Origin of the sequence: Streptomyces ossamyceticus (genome assembly GCF_001418475.1) — a bacterium.
GTDB lineage: Bacteria > Actinomycetota > Actinomycetes > Streptomycetales > Streptomycetaceae > Streptomyces > Streptomyces ossamyceticus.
Window position 1 is genome coordinate 1 of the sequence record NZ_LIQX01000250.1, and the last position, 24,248, is coordinate 24,248.

Consider the following 24,248-nt stretch of genomic DNA (forward strand, 5'->3'; position numbering starts at 1 on the left):
GTGGTAGGGGACGGCGGTGGCCCGGGGCGGGGCCCCGGCGGGTCGTGGGGGCATCCCGGTGTCATGGTGGGGCATGGCGGCTCTCCTCGTTCGGGTTCAGCGAGTCTCCTCGTCGAGTTCGCGCCGCAGATGGGCGGCGATCTCGTCGACGTACGGCGGGTCCAGCAGCGACAGGTGGTGGCCCGCGACGCGGACGACGGTGAGCCGCGGGCACACCTCGTCCCAGCCGAGCGCCTCGTCGTCCCGCTCGTACGCGGGGTCGCGCACGGTGTGCGGCGCGGGCTCGGTGGCCCGGTACAGCACCACCGGCCCGTCGTGGCGGCCCGGCCGGTGGGCCTCCCCGATCCGCAGGTCCAGGTAGGAGGCGCGCTGGTGCTCCAGGGCGGCCGCCGGCACGTTGGCGGGCTCGCGCAGCGCCCGCAGCACCGTCTCGACGCGCTCGCCGTCGTCGTCCGTCGCCGCCAACGCGTCGTACGGCAGCCGCAGCCGCACCCCGTACGTCTCGGCTACATGCCGGGCGAAGCCGGTGAAATGGCTGCGGACCCGGTCGGCCGGGGTCTGCCCGAGCGGTTCCGGGAGAGGGCGTACGGAGTCGATGAGCGCGACCGGCCCGACGTCCCGGCCCGCGGCCGTCAGCTGCNNGAACGACCAACCGCCCAGCAGACAGGGCCCGTCGGGCTGCACGGCGGTCACCGCCTCGACGTAACGGCGCGCCTTCTCGACCACCGTCCGCGCCTCCTCGATCCGCTCCAGCCCATACACCGGCCGCACCGCGCCGAGCNNACGTCGGTGGTGCCACCGGCGGCGTGGACGAGGAACAGCGGCGACCGGGACCCGGCGCCGTGCAGCGCCCGGACCGGGACGCCCGCGACAAGGGTTGGCCGGGTGAGGGACGGGAAGCGACGGCCCGCCGCCGAGGCCGGGCGCGGTCGCCCGGCTGCCGCCGGAACGACCGGCGGCGTGGGGAGGGCGGCCTGTGGCGTCGTCCGCAAGGCCGGCTGGGGCGCAACCGTGGGGGGCCGCGGCGCCGGTTGTGGGGTTGGCCGGGGAGTTGCTGCTGCGGCGGCGGGTCGTGGTGTCGTCTGTGGGGTCGGCTGGGATGTCGACAGGGCGGACGCCGGTGGCGTCTCAAGGGCCGACGGGGGCGCAGGGAGCGCGGGCTGCGCCGTCGGCCGTGGGGTCGGCCGGGGAGCCGCCGGTGCGGCCTGGCGCGGAGCCTCCGGCGCCCCCGGTGCGCAGAGGCGCGGCCCTTCCGCGGTCGGCGGCGTCGGTACCCCCGTGAGGGTCGGTTCCGGCGTCGGTCCGGCTTCGGCCAGGGCCTGTCGGACACGTGCCGCCGTCTCCTCGACCGTCGCGGCGCCCAGCAGGTCCCGCAGGGGCAGCTCCCTCCCGAAGTCGCGTTGCAGACCGGCCCGGATGCGGACGGCCATCAGGGAGTCGAGGCCGAGGTCGGCGAAGGAGGTGGCCGGAGTGACACGGGCCGGCGGGTGCCCCGTCACGATGGCGATGTGATGGCACAACCGAGCGACGACCGAGCCGCCCTCCGCGCCCCACACCTCCACCGCACCGCCCACCTCATCCGCGCCCCACGTCCCGCCGCCGACGCGGATCGCTCTCGCGCCGCCCCCTTCGTCCGTGCCCTGCGCCTCCTCGCCGACAGGGATCGCTCTCGCGTCGGTCGCCTCGTCTGTGTCTTGCGAACCCTCGCAGGCACGGATCGCCCTCGCGCCGCAGCACGCGACGTCATCCGCGCCGCGCGCCTCCTCGTCGGCACGAATCGCCATCCCGCCCCGCACTTCCTCCGCGCCCCCGGAAATCGTCGTCGGCGCGGTGACCACCGCCGGCCCCCCGCTCGCCGCGGCCGTGCCGCTTCCGCCGCGCCCGTTCGTCCACCAGTGCCGGACGTGGCGCCAGCGTGGCCCCGGGAGGTCGGCGACCCGGCCCGGTGGCAGCGGCAGGCACCGGCCCGCCGTGTGCAGCGTGGCCAGTCGGGTGAGGAACCCGGCGGAGCCGTCGGCGTCCCGGTGGAGGGAGCCCACGGCCAGGGCACCCGGCGCGATGTCGGTGAGGGCTCCGGTGAGGACCGGGTGCGGGGAGATCTCGACGAACGCGGTGTGGCCGTCGTCGGCGGCGGAGGCGACGGCGCGGTCCAGCCGGACCGGGCGCCGCAGGTTGGCCGCCCAGTGCGCGGCGTCGAAGCGGCAGTCGCCGCGCGGGTCGTCCAGGACGGTGGAGTGGACGGGGATGCGGGGCCGCCCGCCCCGGATGTCGGCCAGGGCGTCCGTCAACTCGGGCAGCAGCGGATCCACTTGGGGCGAGTGCCCGGCGCCGGTCACCCGCATGGCACGTACGGCGCGCCCCTCCCGTTCCAGGGACCGGACGAGCCGGGCCACCGCCGCCTCCTCGCCGGTGACGACCTTCTGCGTCGGCGAGGAGTGCACGGCGACATGGACACCGGGGAAGTCCCTTGCCAGCGCGGCGAGTTCGTCGTCGGCGAGGTCGGTGACCGCCATGGCGCCGCCGCGCAGCCCGCTGAGCAGCCGGGCCCGTACGGCGACCACGCGGGCCGCGTCCGACACGTCCAGCGCCCCCGCGCACACCGCTGCGGCCACCTCGCCCAGGGAGTGGCCGATGACGGCGACCGGTTCGACGCCGTACGCGCGCCACAGCTCCGCGAGCGCCAGTTGGAGGCCGAAGAGGACGGGCTGGGCGACCTCCAGGCGATCGAGGGGACCGCCGGAGGCGAGGTGGTCGTGGAGGGACAGGCCGCACTCCGGGGCGAGTTGTCCGTCGAGTTTCTCCACGGCCGTGGCGAAGGCGGGCTCCTCCGCCAGCAGCCGCCGCCCCATCCCGACCCACTGGCTGCCGTACCCGGAGAAGACCCACACTGGTCCCTCCCCGACGAGGTCACGGTCGCCCGTCACGACCTGGGTGCGGGGCCGCCCTTGGCTCAACGCCCGTAGTCCGTCCGCCAGTTCGTTCCGGTCGCGGGCGACGATCGCGGCGCGGACGGGCCCGCGGCCGGCGCGTCCGGCGAGTGTGCGGGCCACGTCCGCCAGGTGCGTGGCGTCGCCCTCGGGCGTCCCGAGCCAGTCGGCCAGCCGGGCCGCTGTGTCCCTCAGGCGCGCGGGGCCGACGTCGGAGAGGACGTGGAGGCGGGCCATCGGCGCCCCGGCGGGGGGCGGCAGCAGGGCGCCGGGCCGCCACTCTTCCAGCACGGCATGGGCGTTGGTGCCGCCGAACCCGAACCCCGACACCCCCGCGGTGGCCGTACCGCCGTACCGGGGCCACGGCTCGGGCTCGGTCACGACCCGCAGCCGTACGTCGTCGAGAGAGCTGCCCTCCGCGCGACAGTGCAGCGACGGCGGGACCAGGTCGTGGTGCAGGGCGAGCACGGTCTTGACCAGGCCCGCGATCCCGGCGGCCGACTCCAGATGCCCCAGGTTGCCCTTGACGGAGCCGAGGAGCAGCGGCTGCTCGGGGTCGCGGCCCGCGCCGAGCACCGCGGCGAGCGCGCCCGCCTCGATCGGGTCGCCGAGCGGCGTGCCGGTGCCGTGCGCCTCGACATGGTCGACGCGCGCCGGGGTGAGCCCGGCGCGCGCGTACGCGGTGGCCAGCAGGTCCCGCTGGGCGGCCGGGTTGGGCGCCAGCAGGCCGTTGGAGCGGCCGTCGGAGTTGACGGCGGTGGCGCGGACGACGGCGAGGACGCGGTCGCCGTCCCGTTCGGCGTCGGAGAGCCGTTTCAGCAGCACGGCCGCGCATCCCTCGCCGCGCCCGATGCCGTCGGCCGCCGCCGAGAACGGCTTGCAGCGCCCGTCCGGCGCGAGGGCGCCCGCCCGCCGGAAGGCGACGGTGACCGTGGGGGACAGCAGCAGGTTCACCCCGGCGGCGATCGCCGTGTCGCTCTCGCCGGTGCGCAGGCTGACACACGCGTGGTGCACGGCGACCAGCGACGACGAACAGGCCGTGTCGACGGCCATGCTGGGCCCACGGGTGTCGAGGACGTACGCGAGCCGGCCCGCCGCGACGCTCAGTGCCCCGCCCGCCGGCGCCCAGGGGTCGACGGCCGCCGGGTCGGCGCCGGTGAGCTGCCCGTACTCGGGCGCGGAGATCCCGACGAAGATGCCGGTGGCGGTGCCCGCGAGGGACACGGCAGGGACGGCGGCGTGGTCGAGGGTCTCCTGGACGACCTCCAGGAGGATCCGCTGCTGCGGGTCCATGACCGCCGCCTCGCGCGGGGTGATCCGGAAGAAGTCCGCGTCGAACCCGGCGATGTCGTCGAGGAACCCGCCGTACGGCTGGGCGTCGGCGGGCGGGAACGCGGTGAAGTCACGCCAGCGGTCCTCCGGGACCCGGCGGACCGCGTCGACGCCCCCGGTCAGCAGCCGCCAGTAGTCGCCGGGCCCGCGGACCCCGCCCGGCAGCCGGCAGCCCACTCCGACGACCGCGATCGGCTCGCCCGGCGGGGCCGGCACGGGAGCCCGTACGACCGGCGGGGCCGCCTCCGTCGCCGTGCCGCACAGCCGGGCGACCAGGGCGTCGCCCGTCGACGCCTCCCAGACCAGGGTGACCGGCAGGTCCCGGCCCGTCGCCCGCGACAGGTCCCCGGCGAGGACGACCGCGTCCCGCGAGGACATGCCGAGGTCGGCGAGCGGCCGGTCCATCGGCACGTCCGCCGCCGACGCACCGGTCCAGGCGGCCACCCGCTCGGCGATCAGCCGCCGCAACTCGCCCTGGTCGACGTCCCGGACGGCCCTCACGGGGAGACCTCCGTCCAGGCACCCGCCAGATACCGTTCGCGGGTGAGGGCCCGCGCCACCTTGCCGCTGGACGTCCGGGGCACGGTGCCCGGCGGCACCAGGACGACGTCGGCGAGGCGCAGCCCGTGGCGGGCGGAGACCGCGGCGCGCACCGCGCGGGTGACGGCCGGGACGTCGAGGTCGGCGAGGGTCGTGGTCCGGACGTGCTCCGCGACGACCACCACCCGCTCGCCCGTGCCGCCGGGGACGCCGAGGGCGGCGAGCCGGTCGCGTCGCAGCGCCGGGTGCGCGTCCTGGGCCGTGGCCTCCACGTCCTGCGGGTAGTGGTTGCGGCCGTCGACGACGATGAGGTCCTTCAGCCGTCCGGTGACGACCAGTTGGCCGTCCAGGACCGTCCCCAGATCGCCGGTGCGCAGCCACCCGCCGGGACCGTCGGCGGGGTCGGCGAACACGGCGCCGAACACCCGCCGCGTCTGCCGCTCCTGGTTCCGGTAGCCGCGCCCCACGTTGGGGCCCCGCACCCAGATCTCGCCGACCTCCCCCTCCGCCAGCGCGGCACGGGACACGGGGTCGGCGATCCGGACCCGCTGGCCCGCCGGGGTGCCGCAGCCGGCCAGCAGCACCGCCCGCGGATCGTCGGGCCGGGCGGGCAGCGCCTTGCCGGTGGCGAGGGCGTCACGGTCGAGCGCGATCCCGCGTATCGGTTCGCCCGGCCGGGCCGCGCTGACGAAGACGGTCGCCTCGGCCAGCCCGTACGACGGGCAGTGCGTCCCGGCCGGAAGCCCCTGCGCGGCGAACGCGGCGTGGAAACGGTCGGCCGTACCGGGCCGCACCGGCTCGCTGCCGTTGATCAGCGCGGCCACCCCGTCCAGCCGCAGCCCCGCCTTCTGCGCCTCGGTGACGGCCGACGCGCAGTAGTCGTAGGCGAAGTTGGGTGCCGCGCTCAGCGCCCGCGGATGCGCGGCGAGCAGCCGCAGCCAGCGCACGGGCTCGTGCAGGAACGCCACCGGGTCCATGAGCACCGACAGCGTCCCCCGCACCACCGGCGCCGCGACGCTCAGCACGAGCCCCATGTCGTGGTAGAGCGGCAGCCAGCCCACACAGGTCACCGGGTGGGCGTCGGCCCCGTAGGCGGTGAGCGCCTGGCGGGCGTTGGCGACGACATTGGCGTGGGTGATCTCCACCCCGGCCGGGGTGCGGGTCGAGCCGGAGGTGTACTGGAGGTACGCGACCGCCGTGGCGTCCGGCGGCTCGGGCCGCCACCCCTCGGCGGCGGTGTCCGGCACCTCGTCGGCGGCGACTATCCGCAGGGCCCGGTCGCCGCAGAACTCCCGTACCTCGTCCCTGAGCCGGCCCGTCGTCACGACGACGGCCGGTTCCGCGTCGGCCAGCACGGCCGTCAGCCGGTCGCCGTGGCCGGGCAGTCCGGGCGGGTACAGCGGTACGGCGACCAGCCCGGCGGTGAGAGCCGCGAGGAACGCGGTGACGTAGTCCGTCCCCTGCGGGCACAGCACCGCGACCCGCTCGCCGGGCGCGGCCTCCTCGGCGAGCCGGGCGGCCACCGCCCGCACCCGCAGGTCCAGCCGCCGCCAGGTCAGCGTGCGGTGCACGCCCCGTGAGTGCGGGGCCGGATGGTCGACGAACGTGAACGCCCGACGGTCGGGAGTGGTCGTGGCCCAGTGCCCCACGTACTCCGGCAGACTCCGGATCGGGGGTGCGAACGGGGGACGGCGGCTGTCCATCGGGCATGGCTCCTCACGTCGCGGGACGATGCTTGCGGGGGCTAACGGGCCGGTCAGAGCGGGATGTTGCCGTGGCGCCGCTCGGGCATCGCGGCGCGCTTGCCGGCGAGGGCCCGCAGCGCGCGGCAGATGTGGGCGCGGGTGTCACGGGGGGCGATGACCGCGTCGACGTACCCCCGCTCGGCGGCGAGGTACGGCGTGCCGTGCGTCGTCTCGTACGCGGCGACGAGGCGGGCGCGCAGCGCGTCGGGGTCGGCCGACGCGGCGAGTTCACGGCGGTGCAGGACGCCCACCGCGCCCTCGGCGCCCATGACGGCGATGCGCGCGGTGGGCCAGGCCAGGTTGATGTCGGCGCCGAGGTGCTTGGAGCCCATCACCGCGTAGCCGCCGCCGTACGCCTTGCGCACCACCACCGTGACCTTCGGGACGGTCGCCTCGGCGTACGCGTACAGCAGTTTGGCGCCCCGGCGGATGATGCCCGCCTGCTCCTGGCGGACGCCGGAGAGATAGCCGGGGACGTCGGCGAAGGTCAGCAGCGGAAGGCCGAACGCGTCGCAGAACCGTACGAACCGCGCCGCCTTCTCGGAGGCGTCGATGTCGAGGACCCCTGCGGCGTGCAGCGGCTGGTTCGCGACCACCCCGACGGGGGTGCCCTCGACGAGCGCGAGGGCGCAGACGATGTTCGGCGCGAACAGCTCCTGCACCTGAAGGAGTTCCCCGTCGTCGACGACCGCGCGGAGCACGTCCAGCATGTCGTAGGCCTGCCCGAGCCGGTCCGGCACCACCGTGTCCAGGACCGCCCCGTCGGGCGCGGCCCCCGGCGCGTACCGCGGGGGCCGCTCCAGGTTGTTGGCGGGCAGGTACGACAGCAGGTCCCGCACGGTGTCGAGGGCGTCCACCTCGCCGGCGGCGAGGAAGTGGGCGTTGCCGTTGACGGTGTTGCTGGTGCGGGCGCCGCCCAGCTCCTCGGCGTCGGCGCGTTCACCGGTGACGGTCTCGATGACGTCGGGCCCGGTGACGAACATGTGCGAGGCGCCGTCCACCATCACCGTGAAGTCGGTGATCGCGGGGGAGTAGGCGGCTCCGCCCGCACACGGCCCGAGGACGACCGAGATCTGCGGGATCACCCCGGACGCCCGTACGTTGCGGCGGACCAGCTCGGCGTAGAGGGCGAGCGAGGTGACGCCCTCCTGGATGCGGGCGCCGCCGCCGTCGTTGAGGCCGATGACCGGGCAGCCCGTCTTCAGGGCGAGGTCCATCAGGGCGAGGGTCTTCTCCCCGAACGCCTCGCCCATGCTGCCGCCGAAGACGGTCGAGTCCTGGGCGAACACACAGACCGGGCGGCCGTCGATCGTGCCGTGCCCGGTGACCACCCCGTCGCCGTGGGGGCGGTGGGCGCCGTCCCCGGCGGGCCGGGCCCGGACGAACAGGCCGGTCTCCGTGAACGAGCCCGCGTCCAGCAGCAGATCGATCCGCTCCCGGGCGCCGAACTCACCGCGTCTCCTGGGCCCGCCCGGAGCCGTCGCCAGCGCCCGGCGCTCGGCCAGCTCGCGCAGACGGTCGTCGGTGCGGTCCGGGGCCTGCCCCGCGGCGAGGGTGCCGACCGGGCCGGCATCGGGGGCGCCGACCGGGCCGGCGGTGGGTTCGGGCAGGCGGGTCGGCGTCCGTTCCGCGGGCCGCCCCGTCCCGGATGTCGTCACCTCTAGCGTCACAGCCACCTCCGAAGTGGCTTCCGAATATGGCAGCGCGACGACAGGGTCCCGGCGTGATCGCCGTTTCGTTTGCGGGAGTTGAGTCCCTCGGGCCCGGAGTTGCTCCCCGGGTGACAACGACCGACGCGCCCAGCGGAGGAGACGACCCTCGGCCGGAGGGCGTCACCGTCCCCCCGATGTCGGCCGGCCGGGGCGCGCACAGTTCACCCAGCGCTGACAGCGGGGAAGGATGGCCCCCATGGATGTCGACGCACTGCGCCGGGACACCCCGGGCACCGCCCACCGGATCCACCTCAACAACGCGGGAGCCGGCCTGCTCTCCCGGCAGACCCTGACGGCCGTCACCTCCCACCTGGAACTGGAGGCCACCATCGGCGGCTACGAGGCCGCGGCACGGGAGAGGGAACGGATCGACGCCACCTACACCCACATCGCCCGACTGCTCGGAGGGCGGCCCGAGGAGGTCGCCCTCTTCGACAACTCCACCCACGCCTGGAACGCCGCCTTCTACTCCCTGACGTTCAAGCCGGGCGACCGCATCCTCACCGGCCGCGACGAGTACGGCAGCAGCGTCCTCGCCTACCTCCAGATCGCCCGCCGCACCGGCGCGGAGATCGTCGTCGTCCCCGACGACGAGCACGGTCAGCTCGACACGGCCGCCCTCGCCGACCTCATCGACGAGCGGACCAGACTCGTCGGCGTCACCCATGTGCCGACCAGCGGCGGCCTGATCAACCCGGCCGCCGAGATCGGCCGGATCACCCGCGCCGCCGGGGTGCCGTTCCTGCTCGACGCCACCCAGTCCGTGGGGCAGTTCCCGGTCGACGTCACCGAGATCGGCTGCGACCTGCTGACCGCCACCGGCCGCAAGTTTCTGCGCGGCCCGCGCGGCACCGGCTTCCTGTGGGTGCGGCCCGAGGCACTGGAGTACCTGGAGCCGCACGTCGTCGAGATCCAGGCCGCCACCTGGGACGGCGAGCGGGGCTTCACGTGGCAGCCGGGCGCCCGCCGCTTCGAGAGCTGGGAGACCGGCTACGCCAATGTGCTGGGTCTCGAGACCGCCGTACGCCAGGCCCTCGACCTGGGCCTGGACCGGATCGGCGAACGGGCCCTCGCCCTCGGCGCGTATCTGCGCGACCGCCTCGACGCCCTGCCCGGCATCACCACCCACGACCTCGGCGCGCACCGCTGCGCCATCGTGACCGCCAAGGTCGACGGCGTACCCGCCGCCGAGGTCGCCGCCGCCCTGGCGGGACACGGCATCAACGTCACGTACACCGTCCCCGAGCACACCCAGTTCGACGCCGAACACCGGGGCGTCCACCCGCTGGTGCGCCTCTCGCCGCACTACTACAACACCGAGGCCGAACTCGACCTGACCGTCGAGGCCATGGCCGGCATCGCCTCGGGCGGATGACTCGGGGGCCCGGGGCGGACGTCCGCCCCGGGCCCCCGATGTCCGTACCGGCCGCCGTCCGGTGCCTCAGGACTCCTTGCCGCGGCCGGTCATCGCGTCGCGCAGCCGGTCCACGAAACCCATGCCCGGCGCCAGCATCTTGTTGGCCGGGGGCTTGTCCGGCGCGGACGGGTGCGGGCGGGTCGGCGCCGTCTTCTTGGCCGTCCGCACCTTGTCGCCCAGCTGGTCCAGCATCTCCGCCGGACAGGATCGCGTCATCCGGGGGAAGAGATTGCTCTCCTCGTCCCGCAGATGGCTCCTGATCTCCGTCATGAGCTGGGTGATCAGCCGGTCGAACTCGGGGTCGTCGGCCTCGCACCCCTCCAGGTCCTTCATCAGGCGCTCGGCCTCGGCGTGGTCCTGCAGCTCACGGTCGGCGATCGCGTCCCCGTCGGGCACGTGCTCACGGACCGCCGGGTAGAGGTACGCCTCCTCGGCGACCGAGTGCCGGATCAGCTCGATGGTGACCTGGTCCGCGTACTCCTTGCGTTTGGCGTGCCCCGAGGGCAGCTGTTCGATCTTGCCGAAAAGCTCCTCCACCTCGCGATGGTCGGTCTTGAGTTCCTCGACGACGTTTCCGCCGTGTCCCATGACGCGCTCCTTTCCGCCTGTCCCGGCCGGCCGTCGGCTGCGGGCCGGTCCGAAGGGGGCCAGTGAAGCCCCTTCGTGTCCGGTATCGACGTATTGATCCCTTGGTGGTCAGGTCGGCCGGCCTCTGTGGCCGAGGACACGTCCGTGGCGTGGCCTGCGCCATTTCCGTCATGACGGTCCCCGGCTACGTTCATCGGTGCGCGCTCCCCAGTACCCCGGATGGCCCAGTGCACGCAGATCTCTCCCCCCTCATCGCCGCGACCGCCCAGTGGCTGACCCGCGCCTACCCGGCGGGCGGCGGCGCGATCGACTCCGCCCTCTGCGAGGCCCAGGCCCGGCAGGCGGTGACCGTGGCGGCCTGGCTGCGCTACCCGACACCGATGGACGCGGGCCTCGTCGGCGTCGCCGGACCCGGCGGCTCGGCCCGGCTCGACTGGATCACCGGCTACGAGACGGCCGAGGGGGCGGACCCCGTGGCCGAGGACGAGCACGCCTGGCGGAGCTGGGTGGACGAGGTCGTCGCCAGCTGGGCGGCCTGCCTGCTCACCGACCCCGCCCTGGCCGGCGCCGCGGTGGCCGCCCTCGCCGGCACCCACCACACCGCCGGTTCCCCCGTCGCCTTCCGCCGACTGCTCGATCCGGACGTCCATGACCGCCGGGCCGCCGCACTGCTGCGCCACCCCGACCTCCTCGCCCCCGTGACCGGACTCCATCACGCCGGTCTCCTCGACGCACTGCGGCCGGGGCAGGCCCTGCCGGCCTGAACCCCGGCCGCACAACGGCCCGGCCGCCCGCTACCAGCGCAGCGGAAGGCGCGCCACGAACTCGGTGAGCAGGTTCGCGAGGGTCCGGTGGTCGCTGAGCGACGGATGCCAGTCGCAGCCGAGGAGGTCCAGGGCCGCGTCGCCGAAGAAGAAGTGGCGGACCCGGTCGTCGCCCCGCCGGTTGCGCTCCCGCACGATCCTCGTGGTCGCGTCGGAGAACGGCCGGGTGGCCGACACCACCAGGAACGTGCCGGGGCCGTAGCGCGCCCGCAGCCGGTCCAGGAACCCGTGGTACGCGCTCTCGTAGTCGGCGATCAGCGCCTCCTGGTCGGCCCAGCGCTCACCGGGACGCAGGGGGGTGGAGAAGTCGTTGATGCCCAGACCGATCACGACGACCTGGGGGCGCCAGCTGTCGGGCTTGCGCCACACGTCGCCGTCCACGTTCAGCAGGGCCCGCTCGTAGAACGTGCGGTAGCTGACCCCCGGGTCGCCGCCGTTGTAGTTGCGGACCATGCCGCGACCGGAGATCGCGTTGAGCTGGTGGTCCGCGTCGAGCCTGCGCGCGATCAGCGAGCCGAACGCGAGATCGGCGTTGCTGTTCCTGTTGACGCCGCCGTTGCCCGAACAGTCCCGCGACTGCGAGACATTGCCGTACCCGGCGGTGAACGAGTCGCCGATGAACTCGATCTGCCGGGTCCGCGCGCGGGGCGCGCCGAGGACCGCCCCGCCGGGGGCCGCCGTGAACCCGCCGAACCGCCCCACCGCCCACGGGCTCTCCGTGCGCTTGACCAGCCGCACCGTGTGCTCGGTGTCCGACAGGCCGCGAAGCCAGGACACGGTGCGGCCCGGCGTGACCAGTGTGGCGGCGGTCGTCCCGTCGATCCGGATGTCGTAGTCGTTGTTCGCGTCGTCGAGGACGATCCCGATGCCCGTGCCCCGGAACCGCGCCTCGAAGTACACACCGGGCCAGGTGTACTGCACCATCCCGTCGGCGGCCTCCTTGACCCGGCCCACGGTGTGGAACACGGCCCGTGCGTCGGCGGCCGCCCGCGCGGGGGAGGGGACGGCGGCGGTGACGAGCCCCGCGGCGGCGGCCGTGACCAGGGTCCTGCGGGAGAGCTGTGACGGTGGGGGCAAGGGGCGAGACATGTGCATGTGACATCCCTTCGACACGCGGACGGGCGGGTGCGGAGTAGGGGAGCGCGACCATGGGAGCGCTCCCAGTTCATGCGCTTTCGAAGGTGACCGCCCCACACGACCTCGTCAACCCCTCGGGGCGACATCCGTCACGCGCCGAGCAGCACCCACCACCGCCGGTCCAGGTCGATCCGCTGCGCCTGGAACTGTCGTACGACCACCCGCACGACGACCGAGACGATCACCAGCGCGTTGACGGACTCGGACATGGTCGCCTCCGGGGAACGGGGAAGTCCTGTACCCGTCAAGCCAGGCGGAAGCGCAGGTCAGGGGATCGGTGGCAGGGAGGATCGTGGGTGGAGGTGTGCTCTCCACCCACGAGTGGAGACGGCGTTCCCCGGCCGGGTCCGGGGCGAGGGCCGTGGCCGTGTCCCCGGTGTCAGCCCGCCGCGTGGTCGACGCGCAGCCGCACCTGCTCCTCCAGGCGCCGCAGGCTGGTGTCGAGGGCGTCGGCCACGGCCTGCTCGCCCGGATCGTGGCTGTCGTCGAAGAAGGAGAGGTGGACCGTCACCTCGCTGGCCCCGCTGTCGATGCCGGCGACCTGGAGCCACCCCGTGTAGCTCGATCGGCCCCGCGTGCCCCACTCCAGCCGCATCTGCTCGCGCCGGGCGCGCAGCAGCGCGGCCATGTCCTCGTCCGTGCGGTCCTCGTGCACGGTGACGGCGGGCAGGCCGGCGGCCTCCACATGCAGAGCGTCCGGCAGCCAGGCGTCCAGCTGGTCGACATTGGCAGCCTGATCGAACACGTGCTCAGGCTGTGCGGGCATCGTGCGGGAACGTTCGTACTCGGTCATGGCGGCACCACCTGACCCGTCTCGGCGCAGCGGATCCGCGCGTGAGCGTGCCGGGTACCCGGCGGCCCCCGGCGTGAATCAGCCGGGCGGCGACGACGGTCGCCGAGCGCGACCGGACCGGTCGTCGGCCGGCGGAGGCTACCGCGTGGTTTCGAGTAGCCGTGCGTCGGCGGCGGCCGCGAAGGGCCCGTCCGTCGGAGACGGCCGACTGCGGCCGGCAGGGCTGACTGCCGCCGGACAGCTGACACGGCCGGATACAGCGCCTCGGGTCGAGTTTGCGGCAGCAATTCGGCACCGGCCCGATGGGGCGCCCCGGCCGGTACCGGCCTGATGCGGGGCCCCGGTCGGCAGCGGCCCGATGGGGCGCCCCGGTCGGTACCCACCTGAGACGGTGCCCCGGCGACGGCGACGCCGCTCTCCCGTCGCGGGCCTTGTGGGCCTTGCCCTGTCTCGACGCCGGCCCGGCGGCTCCGCCCTACCCCGCCGCCGCCCGGCTGGTGGCGAGGGGCCGCATCGGTACGTGGACGCGCTCCATCACGAAGCCGCTGCGCACCCGTGCCGGGATGCGGGACAGCGGGATCCTCAGGTCCTGGGCCGGCACGTCGTACTCCAGCCGGGCCAGCCGGGGCCCCAGTGCCGCGAGCAGCGCGATCGTGGCGTCCTCGCCGGGGCACCGGTGGCCGGTGGCGCGGTCGCCGCCGCCCTGCGGGACGAGCGCGTCGCGGCCGGGCGGCTTCTCCAGGAAGCGCCGGGGGTCGAGGACGAGGGGACGGTCCCAGAGGTCGGGGTCGTGGTTCTGCCCGTACAGGTCGAGCAGGATCAGCGTGCCCGCGGGGATCCGTTCCCCCTGCCACTCCAGGTCGGCGACGGCGCGCCCGCCGACGAAGGGGGCGAACGGGTAGAAGCGGCGCAGCTCGTGGGCGAACGCCACGGCGTACGCGGGGTCGTCCTCGGCGAGGCGCTGCCGGATCTCCGGCCGGAAGTGCAGCGCGTGTCCCGCGTAACTGACGAACCAGCACACGGCGGCCGTGGGGCGGACGATGTTCAGCAGTTCGACCGCGGCGGTGTGCGGGTCGAGCGTCCGGCCGTCGGCGTCCCGGTGCCGTGCCACCGCGTCCAGCGGCGACCCGGCCGGCGCCGGGGCGGCACCCTCCCGTACGTCCTCCACCAGACGGGCGAGCCATGCCTCGCTGCGGCTCCGGGCGCGGCGGGCCCGCCAGTGCCGGGGTCCGGCGGTGGCGAAGCCGTCGACCATGGCGACCAGGTCGCGGGCCGTCTCCCCGGCGTCGTCGAGGGGGATGCCGGCCCACCGGCAGACCCCCTGGGTGAGCACCCGGCTCGCCTCGTCGAAGAGGACCACCGACGGCTGCCCGGACCACGCGTCCACGGCCTCGTCCCAGGCGGACGCGACCTGCTCCACCAGGCCCGCGACCGCCTCCCGGCCGGTGAGCAGTGACAGGAACATCTCCTTGCGCACGCGGTGGGCCGTCCCGTCCAGCGTGTGCACGGCGCCGCGGCCGAACAGGGTGCTCAGCACCGGGCCGGGGAGCGCCGTCGCCCGTTCCACATGCCGTTCGTCGTAGAAGAACCGCACGGCTTCCGGGCCGCGCAGGGCGACGGCGTGCCGTCCCGCCACACGGACGCGCACCAGAGGTCCGGTGGCGCGGCTGCTGAGGTCGGGCAGCCAGTTGTATCCCTTGACGAGTGCCGCGAGCGAGCTGTCCCCGAGCGCGGGGCGACGTGGATTCATGCGGCGCGAGTGCCCGCCCCGCGCCGTCGGTAACGCCGCGTCGCCCCCAGGGGGACAGCTGACCCGTGTCATCCGCCTCCGAGGACAGTCGACCCGTCTCCTCCACCCCCTGCTGTTCGCCGCCCGGCGCTCCCGGACCGGTACCACCGTCGTGACGACGCGGGTGACGCCGGGGTTCCGGGGCACCGAACCGAACCCGAACCGCACCGGGGGAACGACGGGCGCCGACGTCCCGAGGTCGTCCCCCGCGAAGGCCGCCGACAGCGTACGGACCGGCCGCAGGTCCCTCGCGCCGTACCACTCGCGGCGCCCCGAACCGGCGCTGCCGCGCGTCCGCACGCCCCGCAGCAGCAGCCGGGCCGGAAGGTCGGTCAGGGTGCTCCAGGCCGGCCGCCGGGCGAGCGCTCCCGGCAGGGTACGCAGCAGCGGCCCCAGCGGACCGCTCCGGCCGAGGGTGAACCGCAGGTCCAGCGGCCCGGCCCGGACCGTCCAGGCCTCCCGGCCCCGGCGCACGTCGACCGGCACGACCCGCACCTCGTCGAAGCGGTACGTGCCGGCGATGAAGTCCGCCGTCCGCCGGGTCGGCGCCAGCAGCAGCCGGTGTCCGTCCGCCCGCTCGACCATCACGTCCCCGAACGGCCCGAACGGCGACACCTCCCAGTGCCCCACCACGACACGGGTCCCCGAGGACGTGCCGAGGCCCGCGATCCAGCCCTCGAAGACCAGCCGCCCGGAGCCACGGCCGAAGGCCAGCCGCCCGGAGCCACGGTGCCCCACGGTCACCGGCTCCGCTCGCGAGCGGAGCCGCGCCCGACCTCCGCCGTGCACGGGCGGGGCCGCCCGAGCCGTACGTGCCTGACCCCCGGTGAGAAGTGCGCGAGGGGCTCGGCGCCCGGCGCGGTAAGCCCCGCCGCCGTCGTGAGGGTCTCCTCGACCGCGTCCACGGTGGCCTCGTACAACGGCCAGGGCTCGTGCTCCACGGGCGTCTCCCAGATCCGGCCGAACCGGCAGGTGTACGCCCGCCAGCGCGAGGTCAGCCACACGTCCCGTTCGGCCGGTCTGATCGGCTCACCGGGCCGGACCACCAGTCGGTACGACGCCCCGCCGCTCCACCGGGCACCGGCGTACGACACGGCCGTCAGGTCCCGGGAGGTCCGCAGCCGGCCCAGCCGGTACGGGGCGCCGAAGGCACGGGCCGCCAGCATCAGCGGGCAGCCCACCTCGATGGACAGGAACCACAGCCCGTCCCGCCCGTCCGACGTCCGCACATAGGTCCGCAGACGGGTCTCCGCGAACGTCGGGAGCCCCCGTGCCGACGCGGGCAGGCCGGGCGTACGGACGTCGGCCATGACGAACGGCGTGAGACTCACCCACGCCGTGTCCTCGTACGTGTCCACCTCCAGGCCCTCCGGCAGGAGGGCCTGTACCTGGTCGGGACGGAACGGCCAGTGCACGAATGCCTGCGTCGACCATCCGGCCCGCAGAACGGGCATCCGCACCCGTTCCTCTGCTCCATAGGCCACCACAGCGTGCGGGTCCCCGGCCGCGGCCCGTGGAAACGCGGCGGGCCGCCGACGGGAACGGGACGCGCCTCACTGGACGATCAGTACCACCGCCATGCCGATCAGCCCGATCGCGATCACCGCCGCGAGCAGGATGATCAGGACGAGAGGCAGGGCACCCCATCCCTTGCGCCGCACAGCGGGCGGGTCGGGACGGGCGACGCCGGAGGTCCCGCCCTCGGCGGGCGGTGTCTCACCCGGGGGCACTCCGCCACCCGGTTCCAGGCCGGTGGTCCGGTTCGGCTCGGGGTCAGGGCTCGTCATGGCAGACCCTCCTCCCGCTCGCCCTGTCACTTCCCTCACCCGCGGTCCTCATCCTCGTGAGGGCGGGGAGGACGAAGTCCGGGTTTCCCCGGTCCACCCGGCGAAACAGCTGCGACAGGGGGTGTCACACCGCCGCTCCCCGGTACTCCGCACGGGGACAGGAACCAGTCACCGTCAGCGGGAGGCGACCATGAGCGAAGAGAACCCGGCGACCGACGCCTACCAGCCCACCGGCGGCAACGAAGAGCAGGCGGACGCCGCCCCGCTGGATCTCCAGGACGCGGTCGACGAGCGCACCTACGACGACATCCTGGACGAGGGATACTCCCCGCCCGAGAGGCCACTGGGTGTCTCCAGGACCGGCACCACGGCCGCCGAGCAGCACGAGGGCGAGTCCCTCGACGAACGACTGCGCCAGGAGGTCCCCGATGTGACGGTCCCGCCCGGCGACGGCATCGGCGACCTTCCCGGCGGTGAGGGCGAACCCGTCGACCCGGAGGCCGGCGCCGATCGTGCCGGTCGCCTCGTGGCACCGGACGAGGGCGCGCACTCCGACACGACGAAGGAACTCGTCGCCGAGGACGAAGGCCTCGACGGCGGAGCGGCGGGCGCGGAGGAGGCCGCCGTGCACATCGTGCCCGACGACCGTCTGCCGGGCCCGGACGACTGAGGCCTGCGGCGGCGCACCGCGTCCCGTCGGCAGCCCCCGCGGGCTACTCGACCAGCTCCCACTCCTGCGAGCCGTCCCCGGTGGAGGTCTGGAGGGTGAGCGGTGCCCCCGCGGACGCGCCGGTCAGGTACAGACCGGTGTTCTTGACCGACTGGAGCCGGTAGAACCCGTCGGAGGTCTTCACCAGGTTCCAGCTGCCCGTGGGGCTGTTGTCGACCCACTGGCCGATCCGCTGGCCCGCCGTGGCGTTGCCGGTCCAGACGGCCGCCGCCCGGCCTCCCGACTTGTTCAGCAGCGACACCCCGCCCTGCGGCTCCTTCACGACGTGCCAGTACTGCGTGTCCGGGTTCGCGGCCTCGCCGGGTGCCTCCAGCCGTACGTCGGGGACGTCGCCGTTGCCGATGTTCGCGTCGTTGGTCCTGTTGTTGGTGCCGATCACCTGATCGGTCTTCCGGTTCACCAGCTGGACGTAGGCGCCGCGCGAGTCGCCCAGGTCGACCTCCGCGTAGGCGATCACCGACGTGCCCTGGTTGTTGAGGATCGAGACGCGGCCGGTGCCGTCGACGTACTGGAGGTTGCGGCTGTACCCGGCCCGTGAGGTCGTCTGGTACTCCTTCCACACGCCGTTCGAGCGTCCGCTCTGGTTGACCCAGACGTTGCCGCTGCCCGCGGCGTTGTAGACCAGGCGGCCGCCGGGGAGCCGGACGAGGACCGGGCTGCCGCCCGTGGCGAGTGTGCGGGAGCCGGTGTCGACGGGCAGCGTGGTGACGCCCTCGCCGGTGGCGGAGCCGCGGAAGAACTCCAGGGGGCTGTCGGCGAGCCGGAACCGGGTGTTGGCCCCTGCGCCCCAGTACTCGTAGGTGATCAGCCACTTGCCGTCCGTCGTCCTGACGACGTTCGTCATGCCCGGCCGGCCGCCGCCGATCTCCGTCTTGCCGCCGCCCATGTCGTCGGTGAGCCCCGCGATGTCCACCACCGGGTCGCTCCACGTGGCGCTGCGGCCGTCCCACGTCCTGTGCACCAGGATCTGGCCGAGCGAGTCCTTCGCGGTGTCGTTGGCGGGGTCCGGCTTCGGGACGCCGGTGTTCGGGTCGAAGCCGGTGTAGTCGTTCTCGTCGGAGTAGTAGCAGACCAGCTTGCCCTTGTGGACCATCAGGTACGGCTCCCACAGCGGGTCGACCTGCTTGTACGTGTTGGCGTTCGCGATGTTCTGGCCGGTGGCGCCCGCGCTGCCGCCCTGCCAGCCGCCCGTGGCGACGACGTTGACGATCTTCCAGGTCGCGCCGTCGTCGGTGCTGGAGTACAGGGCGATCGCCAGGTCCTTGCGGTCACCGTCGTTGGTCGGCGTCCAGTTCGGGTCGGCGGCCTTGTGCTCCTTGTAGTAGTGGTCGTCGCCGGAGACCACGCTCGCCAGGAGCAGGGTGCCCTGCTTGAGGTCGCCGACGTCCTGCGGCAGGGCGTACAGGTACGGGTTGGTCCAGTTGCTGGTGTACTTCGCGTACCGGGGGTCGCCGGAGAGGTACGCCGGGGCCTTCACCTCCGACAGCGGCTGCCAGGTCGTGCCGTCGTCGTCGCTCTTGTACACGGGGAGCGTCTGCCGGTCGGCGCTTCCCGTCGCCGGTACGACGGTGGACTTCTCGAACGCCGCGACCAGCCGCCCGCTCGGCAGCTGCGCCGACTTGGGGTAGACCGCGCAGTTGCCCCGCCCCTTCAGGCACGGCTCGCTGCCGAGCTGGTACAGGACGCCGCCCGTCGGGTCGTACGCCTGCGCGCTGGTCAGCGGGATCGCCAGCAGTGCCGAGGTGCCGACGACGCTGCTCAGCGTCAGCCGGAGTCTTCTTCTGTTCACAACCCACTCCTTCGGGGATCGATCAGGAACGTGAGGGGCCTCGGGCCCCGGACGGGCCGGCGGCACCGGCGTGGACGAACACGCGGACGTCCCAGGGGCCCAGGTCGAGCGGCGCGCCCGCGGGGAGGGGGGTGCAGCTCAGGACGTCGGTCAGGTCGGCCGGTGCGTCGACGCGCGCCGGCTCCCAGCTCCAGTTGTGGACGATGTGCACCCGGCGTCCGTCGGAGGCGGTGCCGGTCGTCGCGGTGACCGACGCCGGGAGGTCCCGCCACGGGTGGCGCGCGGACGGCGTCAGCCACTCGGCGAGCGCTCTGGCCAGCTCACGGCCGGGCACCGTCCCGACGCAGGTGACGTGACCGGCGCCGTGGCGGCGGGTGGTGACGGCGGGCCAGCGCCCGAAGTGCGGGTGGTCGTAGGTGACCAGCGGATCGGCGTCGGCGACGGTCAGCCCCTCCACCCACCGGGTCGCCGTGGCCCCCTCCGGGAGGGCGAGCGGTCCGTGCGGCGCCGACCGCACGGGGATCTCCCGTACGAGGTTGCTGAACTCGTCGTAGGAGACGCCCGCGGCGTCCGTGAGCCGGCCGGGGGCGGCCTCCTGCCGGGCCCGTGCCTCGTGGTCGGCGTACCCGGTGCGCGGCCCGAGGACCAGATGGCCGCCCGCGTCGGCGTAGGCGGCCAGCCAGTCGAGGGTGGAGTCGGCCGCCAGGTACAGCGCGGGCACCACCAGCACCGGGTGGCGGCGCACGGCCTCCTCGGGGGTGAGGCCCTCGCGCTCCCCGAGCGGGTCGTGCAACTGCCGGGCGTGGACGATACGCACCTGCCGCCCCGCGTCGAACGCGCCCCGGTAGAACGGGTCGAACACCCGGTGGTAGGCGGTCGGGTCGGGCTCGCCGTCCGACGTGGCCAGCGGAGGGTACTTCTGCATCAGCCACTTGCTCGGCGTCGAGTACACCATCGTGATGTCGGCGTCCGGCTCCAGCCCGGCGACGAGCGCGCCCGCCGACTCGAACTCGGCCCCGAGACGGGCGAGTTCGGCGTACGTACGGCCCGGCCTGCCGGTGTGGGGCAGGACCCCGCCCCAGTAGGTCTCGGCGCCGAAGTGCAGGGTGTTCCAGTGCCAGTACTCGATCATGCGGGCACCACGCCCGACGAGCGCCCAGGCCGCCTGCCGCCACTGGCCGTCGTAGCCGGGCCGGTTGTCCCAGGGGAAGCCGATGGAGCCCGCGTTGGTCTCGGTGACCAGGAAGGGTTCCTGGCGGGAGGAGAACATCCAGTCGGCGGTCTGGTACAGCGCCCACACCCCGCTGGTCTTCCACTTCTGCTCGTGGTCGTCCGGGGTGGGGTCGGGCAGCAGCAGCCCGTCCTGCATGTCGTAGTACGGGTTGCCCGAGGCGATGTCGAGACGGTCGGTCAGCTCGTCGTCCTCCACGCCCTGCCGGGTGTAGGAGACGCACGTCGTCACGAAGTGCTCGGGCCGCGCGTACTCCCGGACGATGTCCGCCTGCCAGCCGATGAACTCGGTGACCTGCCGGGCCTGGAACTCCCGCCACGCCACGTCGTACTGGGGCTGCTCGTTGCCGTCGGGCGTCCACAGGTCGGCCCACGTCGACAGCCGGTGCGACCAGTAGACCAGGCCCCACTCACGGTTGAGGGTCTCCACGTCGCCGTACTTGGCGCGCAGATGGTCCACGAAGCGCTCGAAGACGCCGCGGTTGTGGAACAGGTGCAGTCCGGGCTCGTTGTCGACCTGGAAGCCGATGACGGCCGGGTGGCCGGCGTACCGGCCGACGACCTCGCGGATCACCCGCTCGGCGTGGAAGCGGAACCCGGGGTGCGTGAAGTCGACCTCCTGGCGGGCGCCCCAGCCGATCCGCTCACCGGTGCGCCGCTCACCCGTGAGCTCCGGGTACTGGCGGGCCAGCCAGGGGGGCACGGCGTACGTGGGGGTGCCGAGGACCACGGAGATACCACGCTCGTGGGCGCCGTCGAGCACCGGCTGGAGCCAGTCCAGGTCGAAGCGGCCGTTCTCCGGCTCCCAGGTCGACCACACCGACTCACCGACCCGGATGACGGAGACACGCGCGTCCGCCATCAGGTCCAGGTCGGTCTTGAGGCGTTCTTCGGGCTGTTCGGTCCCGTAGGGCGGCCGGTACTCGTGGTAGTACGCGGCGCCGAACAGGACGCGGGCAGGCAGAGCCGCCATGAAGGGGAACCTCCGGGGAAGGGGTAGTGGAACGGGGGACGGGTGCTCGCTACTGCTTGACGCCGCCGGTGGCCAGGCCGCTCTGCCAGTACCGCTGGAGCATCAGGAACGCCACGACGAGCGGGACGATCGAGATCAGCGAACCGGTCACGACCAGCGCGAGCATGTCGCTGCTGGCGCCCGCGCCGCCGTTCTGCGCCTGGGCCGCCCAGGAGGCGAGGCCGACGGTGACGGGGTACAGATCCGGGTCGTTCAGCATGATCAGCGGCAGGAAGTAGTTGTTCCACGTCGCGACCAGCGTGAACAGCAGGACGGTGACCAGGCCGGGGGCCAGCAGTCTGAGGGCGATCCGGAAGAAGATCCGCGCCTCGCCGGCTCCGTCGATCCGCGCGGCCTCCAGGAGGCTGTCGGGTACGGCGTCCTCGGCGTAGATCCGCATGAGGTAGAGGCCGAAGGGGTTGACCAGCGAGGGCAGGATGACCGCCCAGGGCGTGTTGACCAGTCCCGCCTGCGCGAACACCAGATACGTGGGGATCGCCAGGGCCGTGGTCGGGACCATCACCGCGCCGAGGACCAGGTTGAAGGCCGCCCGGTCGCCGCGGAAGCGGAACTTGGCGAAGCCGTACCCGCCCGCCGCCGCCAGCAGCGCGGCGCCGACGGCGCTGACCGCGGCGTAGAGCACCGTGTTCAGCAGCCAGTGCAGGAAGACCCCGTCGTCCTGGGTGAAGGTCGCCTTGAGGTTCGCGAGCAGCTGCGGGGCGTCGGAGAACCACAGGCCGAAGCTGGTGAACAGGTCCTGGGTGCTCTTCGTCGAGGCGATCAGCAGCCAGCACAGCGGGAGCAGGAAGTAGGCCAGGGCGGCCAGCATGGCGATCGTCAGCGGGGTGCTGCGGCGGGCCGGGCGTTCCTTCGCGCGGACCGCGGACACCGGTGCGGCGGCCTTCGCGGTGATGCCGGCCGGGGTGGTCGTGGTCGTCATGGGGTCCTCCTGCGGTTCGCGGTGAGCAGGACGGCGTAGGAGGCGATCACGATGACGAGGCCGAGGAGGAAGGACACCGTGGCCGCGTAGTTGACCTGCTGGCCGGTGAAGGCGAGGGAGTAGGCGTAGAGGTTGGCCGTGTACGAGCTGCTGATCACGTCCGGCGCGATGTTCTGCAGCAGCTTCGGCTCGTTGAACAGCTGGAAGCTGCCGATGACCGAGAACAGCAGGGTGAGCAGGAGCGCGGGCCTGAGCGCGGGCAGTTTGATCGACCACGCGATGCGCCAGGCACCGGCGCCGTCCATCGCGGCCGCCTCGTACAGCTCCTGAGGGATCGTGCGCAGGGCGGCATACAGGATGATCATGTTGTAGCCGACGAACTCCCAGGTCACGATGTTGGCCAGGCTGCCGAGCATCCAGCTCTCGCCGAGGAAGTCCGGCGTGCCGAGCCCCAGTTCCCGGCCCAGCTGGGCGAACGGGCCGAAGTCCGGGCCGTACAGATACCCCCACATCAGCGCGGCGACCACGCTCGGCACGGCGTACGGGACGAAGATGCCGAGCCGGATCACCCGCGCGAACCGCAGCAGACCGCTGTCGAGGGCGAGGGCGAACACCAGCGCCAGCAGCAGCATCACGGGGACCTGGACCACGAAGAACACGGCCACCCGGGCGACCCCGTCGCGGAACTGCGGGTCCTTCAGGGCGGTGACGTAGTTGTCGAGGCCGACGAACGCGGTGCCGCCGACGAGCCGTTCCTGGAACAGGCTCAGATAGGCGGCGTAGCCGAGCGGGGCGAGGAAGAGCAGCAGGAACAGCACCATGAACGGGGCGACGAACAGGGGCCCCGCCCCACGGCGCCGACGGCCCGTCGCCGCCGTCCGCCGTGGGGCCTTCGGTGCCGCCGAGGTGATGGCGGCCATCTCAGCTCCCCTTGACCGTGAAGCCCTGGCCCTTGGCGTAGGTGGTCAGCCGCTGCTGCCAGGTGCCGAGGGCGGCGACCGTGTCGCCCTTGTCGGCGAGGGACTTGCCGACCGTCTCCGTCCAGTCCGTGGCCGCCTTGTCCAGGAACGGCGGCCACTGGAAGGACGAGTTGACCGTGGAGCTGATGTCGGCGAAGACCTGGTTGACCTTCTGGCCGCCGTAGAACTCGGAGGCGTCCCCGGTGAACTCCGCGTCCGTGAGCAGCGCCTTGGTCGCCGGGAAGAAGAACTGCTCCGTCGCGAACATCCTCGCGCTCGCCGGGTCGCTGTTGAGGAACTGCGCGAACACGGCCGCCGCGATGGGGTTCTTGGTGGAGCGGATCACGGCGGTCGTCGAGCCGCCCCAGTTGCCCGAGCTGGGCTTGGCCGCGTCCCACTGCGGCAGCGGCGCGGCCCGCCACTTGCCGGCGGTCGCCTTGGCGGAGCCGGAGAGGAACACCGGGCCCCAGGCCGCGGTCAGCCAGGTGGCGTACTTGCCCTTGTTGAGGGCCGCGTACCAGGAGTCGGTGAAGTCGGGCTCCACACCGATGACGCCTTCCTCGGCCAGGCCGCCCCAGTACGTGCCGAGCCTCTTCGAGACGGCGTCGTCGACGCTGATGGTGATGTCGCTCTTGCCGGAGGTCGCGTACGGCTCGGCGCCCGCCTGCCACAGCAGTCCGTGCCAGGCGGCGACCTGGTTGGCCGCGAGGTTGGTGAGGTACATGTCCGGGTCGGCCTGGTGGAGCTTGCGGGCCGCTTCGGCGAAGTCGTCCCAGGTGGTGGGCACGTCGATGCCGTGCTTGTCGAAGATGTCCTTGCGGTACAGCATGCCCATCGGGCCGGTGTCCTGCGGTATCGCCCAGACCTCGCCGTCGCCGCCGCTGACCTGGCCCCAGGTCCAGTCCACGAACGTCGACTTGAGCGCGGAGGCGCCGTAGGGCCGCAGGTCGAGCAGGCTGTCGGTGATGGTGAACGTCGGGATGGCCTGGTACTCGAT

16 protein-coding genes and 2 pseudogenes are annotated in these 24,248 nt (G+C 73.6%); 3 read left to right on the plus strand and 15 right to left on the minus strand.

Annotated features, from left to right (window positions below; translation table 11 throughout):
* Window positions 1-783: 783 nt before the first annotated feature.
* The 3 genes and pseudogenes from AOK15_RS19365 to AOK15_RS19375 form a co-directional block, all read right to left on the minus strand.
* A pseudogene (locus AOK15_RS19365) lies at window positions 784-4,760 on the minus strand (type I polyketide synthase); the annotation flags it as partial.
* Window positions 4,757-6,502 carry a fatty acyl-AMP ligase gene (locus AOK15_RS19370; RefSeq protein WP_055518503.1) on the minus strand — a complete coding sequence of 582 codons (1,746 nt, stop codon included), beginning with the start codon at window positions 6,500-6,502 and terminating at the stop codon, window positions 4,757-4,759. The pseudogene AOK15_RS19365 and the gene AOK15_RS19370, both read right to left, overlap by 4 nt.
* Before the next feature lie 53 nt (window positions 6,503-6,555).
* Window positions 6,556-8,058, minus strand: a complete 1,503-nt coding sequence (locus tag AOK15_RS19375; RefSeq protein WP_055518531.1) for an acyl-CoA carboxylase subunit beta — start codon at window positions 8,056-8,058, stop codon at window positions 6,556-6,558.
* Between the two features lie 394 nt (window positions 8,059-8,452).
* Between AOK15_RS19375 and AOK15_RS19380 the strand changes: the two genes are divergently transcribed.
* Entirely contained in the window at window positions 8,453-9,631 is a 1,179-nt protein-coding gene (locus AOK15_RS19380) for an aminotransferase class V-fold PLP-dependent enzyme (protein ID WP_240508500.1), read from the plus strand.
* Window positions 9,632-9,697: 66 nt separating this feature from the next.
* Here the strand turns inward: AOK15_RS19380 and AOK15_RS19385 are convergent, their stop codons facing one another.
* Complete coding sequence (locus AOK15_RS19385) at window positions 9,698-10,261, minus strand: hemerythrin domain-containing protein (protein ID WP_055518507.1); 564 nt, start codon at window positions 10,259-10,261, stop codon at window positions 9,698-9,700.
* A 227-nt stretch (window positions 10,262-10,488) separates the two neighbouring features.
* Between AOK15_RS19385 and AOK15_RS19390 the strand changes: the two genes are divergently transcribed.
* Window positions 10,489-11,025: a hypothetical protein gene (locus AOK15_RS19390; RefSeq protein ID WP_055518510.1), complete on the plus strand. Its 537-nt coding sequence runs from the start codon at window positions 10,489-10,491 to the stop codon at window positions 11,023-11,025.
* A gap of 30 nt (window positions 11,026-11,055) precedes the next feature.
* Here the strand turns inward: AOK15_RS19390 and AOK15_RS19395 are convergent, their stop codons facing one another.
* From AOK15_RS19395 to AOK15_RS19415, 6 genes and pseudogenes are all read right to left on the minus strand, one after another.
* The gene (locus AOK15_RS19395; RefSeq protein WP_240508501.1) at window positions 11,056-12,180 is read right to left on the minus strand and encodes an SGNH/GDSL hydrolase family protein; all 1,125 of its coding nucleotides are present in this window, start codon (window positions 12,178-12,180) and stop codon (window positions 11,056-11,058) included.
* A 421-nt stretch (window positions 12,181-12,601) separates the two neighbouring features.
* Window positions 12,602-13,015: an SRPBCC family protein gene (locus AOK15_RS19400; RefSeq protein WP_055518512.1), complete on the minus strand. Its 414-nt coding sequence runs from the start codon at window positions 13,013-13,015 to the stop codon at window positions 12,602-12,604.
* Window positions 13,016-13,490: 475 nt separating this feature from the next.
* Window positions 13,491-14,765: a cytochrome P450 gene (locus tag AOK15_RS19405; RefSeq protein WP_055518534.1), complete on the minus strand. Its 1,275-nt coding sequence runs from the start codon at window positions 14,763-14,765 to the stop codon at window positions 13,491-13,493.
* A gap of 144 nt (window positions 14,766-14,909) precedes the next feature.
* Window positions 14,910-15,491: pseudogene (locus tag AOK15_RS45680) on the minus strand (hypothetical protein); the annotation flags it as partial.
* Window positions 15,492-15,544: 53 nt separating this feature from the next.
* On the minus strand, window positions 15,545-16,264 hold the full coding sequence (locus AOK15_RS19410; RefSeq protein ID WP_167738832.1) for a YqjF family protein: 720 nt from the start codon (window positions 16,262-16,264) through the stop codon (window positions 15,545-15,547).
* A gap of 93 nt (window positions 16,265-16,357) precedes the next feature.
* Window positions 16,358-16,591 carry a DUF6480 family protein gene (locus tag AOK15_RS19415; protein ID WP_055518518.1) on the minus strand — a complete coding sequence of 78 codons (234 nt, stop codon included), beginning with the start codon at window positions 16,589-16,591 and terminating at the stop codon, window positions 16,358-16,360.
* Between the two features lie 190 nt (window positions 16,592-16,781).
* On the opposite strand from AOK15_RS19415, the gene AOK15_RS19420 reads away from it, so the two are divergent.
* Window positions 16,782-17,261 (plus strand): DUF5709 domain-containing protein, encoded by a 480-nt coding sequence (locus AOK15_RS19420; RefSeq protein ID WP_055518520.1) that lies wholly within the window; start codon window positions 16,782-16,784, stop codon window positions 17,259-17,261.
* Window positions 17,262-17,304: 43 nt separating this feature from the next.
* Here AOK15_RS19420 and AOK15_RS19425 read toward each other — a convergent pair whose 3' ends face one another.
* The 5 genes from AOK15_RS19425 to AOK15_RS19445 form a co-directional block, all read right to left on the minus strand.
* Entirely contained in the window at window positions 17,305-19,110 is a 1,806-nt protein-coding gene (locus AOK15_RS19425; protein WP_055518522.1) for an RICIN domain-containing protein, read from the minus strand.
* Between the two features lie 22 nt (window positions 19,111-19,132).
* A complete protein-coding gene (locus tag AOK15_RS19430; RefSeq protein WP_055518525.1) occupies window positions 19,133-21,313 on the minus strand; it encodes a beta-galactosidase in 2,181 nt (726 codons plus the stop codon).
* A gap of 49 nt (window positions 21,314-21,362) precedes the next feature.
* Entirely contained in the window at window positions 21,363-22,292 is a 930-nt protein-coding gene (locus AOK15_RS19435; RefSeq protein ID WP_055518526.1) for a carbohydrate ABC transporter permease, read from the minus strand.
* Window positions 22,289-23,212 carry a carbohydrate ABC transporter permease gene (locus tag AOK15_RS19440; protein ID WP_055518527.1) on the minus strand — a complete coding sequence of 308 codons (924 nt, stop codon included), beginning with the start codon at window positions 23,210-23,212 and terminating at the stop codon, window positions 22,289-22,291. Before AOK15_RS19440 ends, AOK15_RS19435 begins: the two co-directional genes overlap by 4 nt.
* A gap of 1 nt (window position 23,213) precedes the next feature.
* On the minus strand, window positions 23,214-24,248 hold a 1,035-nt coding region (locus AOK15_RS19445), incomplete at its 5' end, for an ABC transporter substrate-binding protein (RefSeq protein ID WP_055518529.1).

Excerpts from the sequence above, each read along its gene's own strand:
- AOK15_RS19400 (WP_055518512.1), bottom strand. The coding sequence starts at position 13,015 with ATGACCGAGTACGAACGTTCCCGCACGATGCCCGCACAGCCTGAGCAC.
- AOK15_RS19415 (WP_055518518.1), bottom strand. The coding sequence starts at position 16,591 with ATGACGAGCCCTGACCCCGAGCCGAACCGGACCACCGGCCTGGAACCG.
- AOK15_RS19420 (WP_055518520.1), top strand. The coding sequence starts at position 16,782 with ATGAGCGAAGAGAACCCGGCGACCGACGCCTACCAGCCCACCGGCGGC.
- AOK15_RS19395 (WP_240508501.1), bottom strand. The coding sequence starts at position 12,180 with ATGCACATGTCTCGCCCCTTGCCCCCACCGTCACAGCTCTCCCGCAGG.
- AOK15_RS19380 (WP_240508500.1), top strand. The coding sequence starts at position 8,453 with ATGGATGTCGACGCACTGCGCCGGGACACCCCGGGCACCGCCCACCGG.
- AOK15_RS19435 (WP_055518526.1), bottom strand. The coding sequence starts at position 22,292 with ATGACGACCACGACCACCCCGGCCGGCATCACCGCGAAGGCCGCCGCA.
- AOK15_RS19405 (WP_055518534.1), bottom strand. The coding sequence starts at position 14,765 with ATGAATCCACGTCGCCCCGCGCTCGGGGACAGCTCGCTCGCGGCACTC.
- AOK15_RS19430 (WP_055518525.1), bottom strand. The coding sequence starts at position 21,313 with ATGGCGGCTCTGCCTGCCCGCGTCCTGTTCGGCGCCGCGTACTACCAC.
- AOK15_RS19385 (WP_055518507.1), bottom strand. The coding sequence starts at position 10,261 with ATGGGACACGGCGGAAACGTCGTCGAGGAACTCAAGACCGACCATCGC.
- AOK15_RS19440 (WP_055518527.1), bottom strand. The coding sequence starts at position 23,212 with ATGGCCGCCATCACCTCGGCGGCACCGAAGGCCCCACGGCGGACGGCG.
- AOK15_RS19370 (WP_055518503.1), bottom strand. The coding sequence starts at position 6,502 with ATGGACAGCCGCCGTCCCCCGTTCGCACCCCCGATCCGGAGTCTGCCG.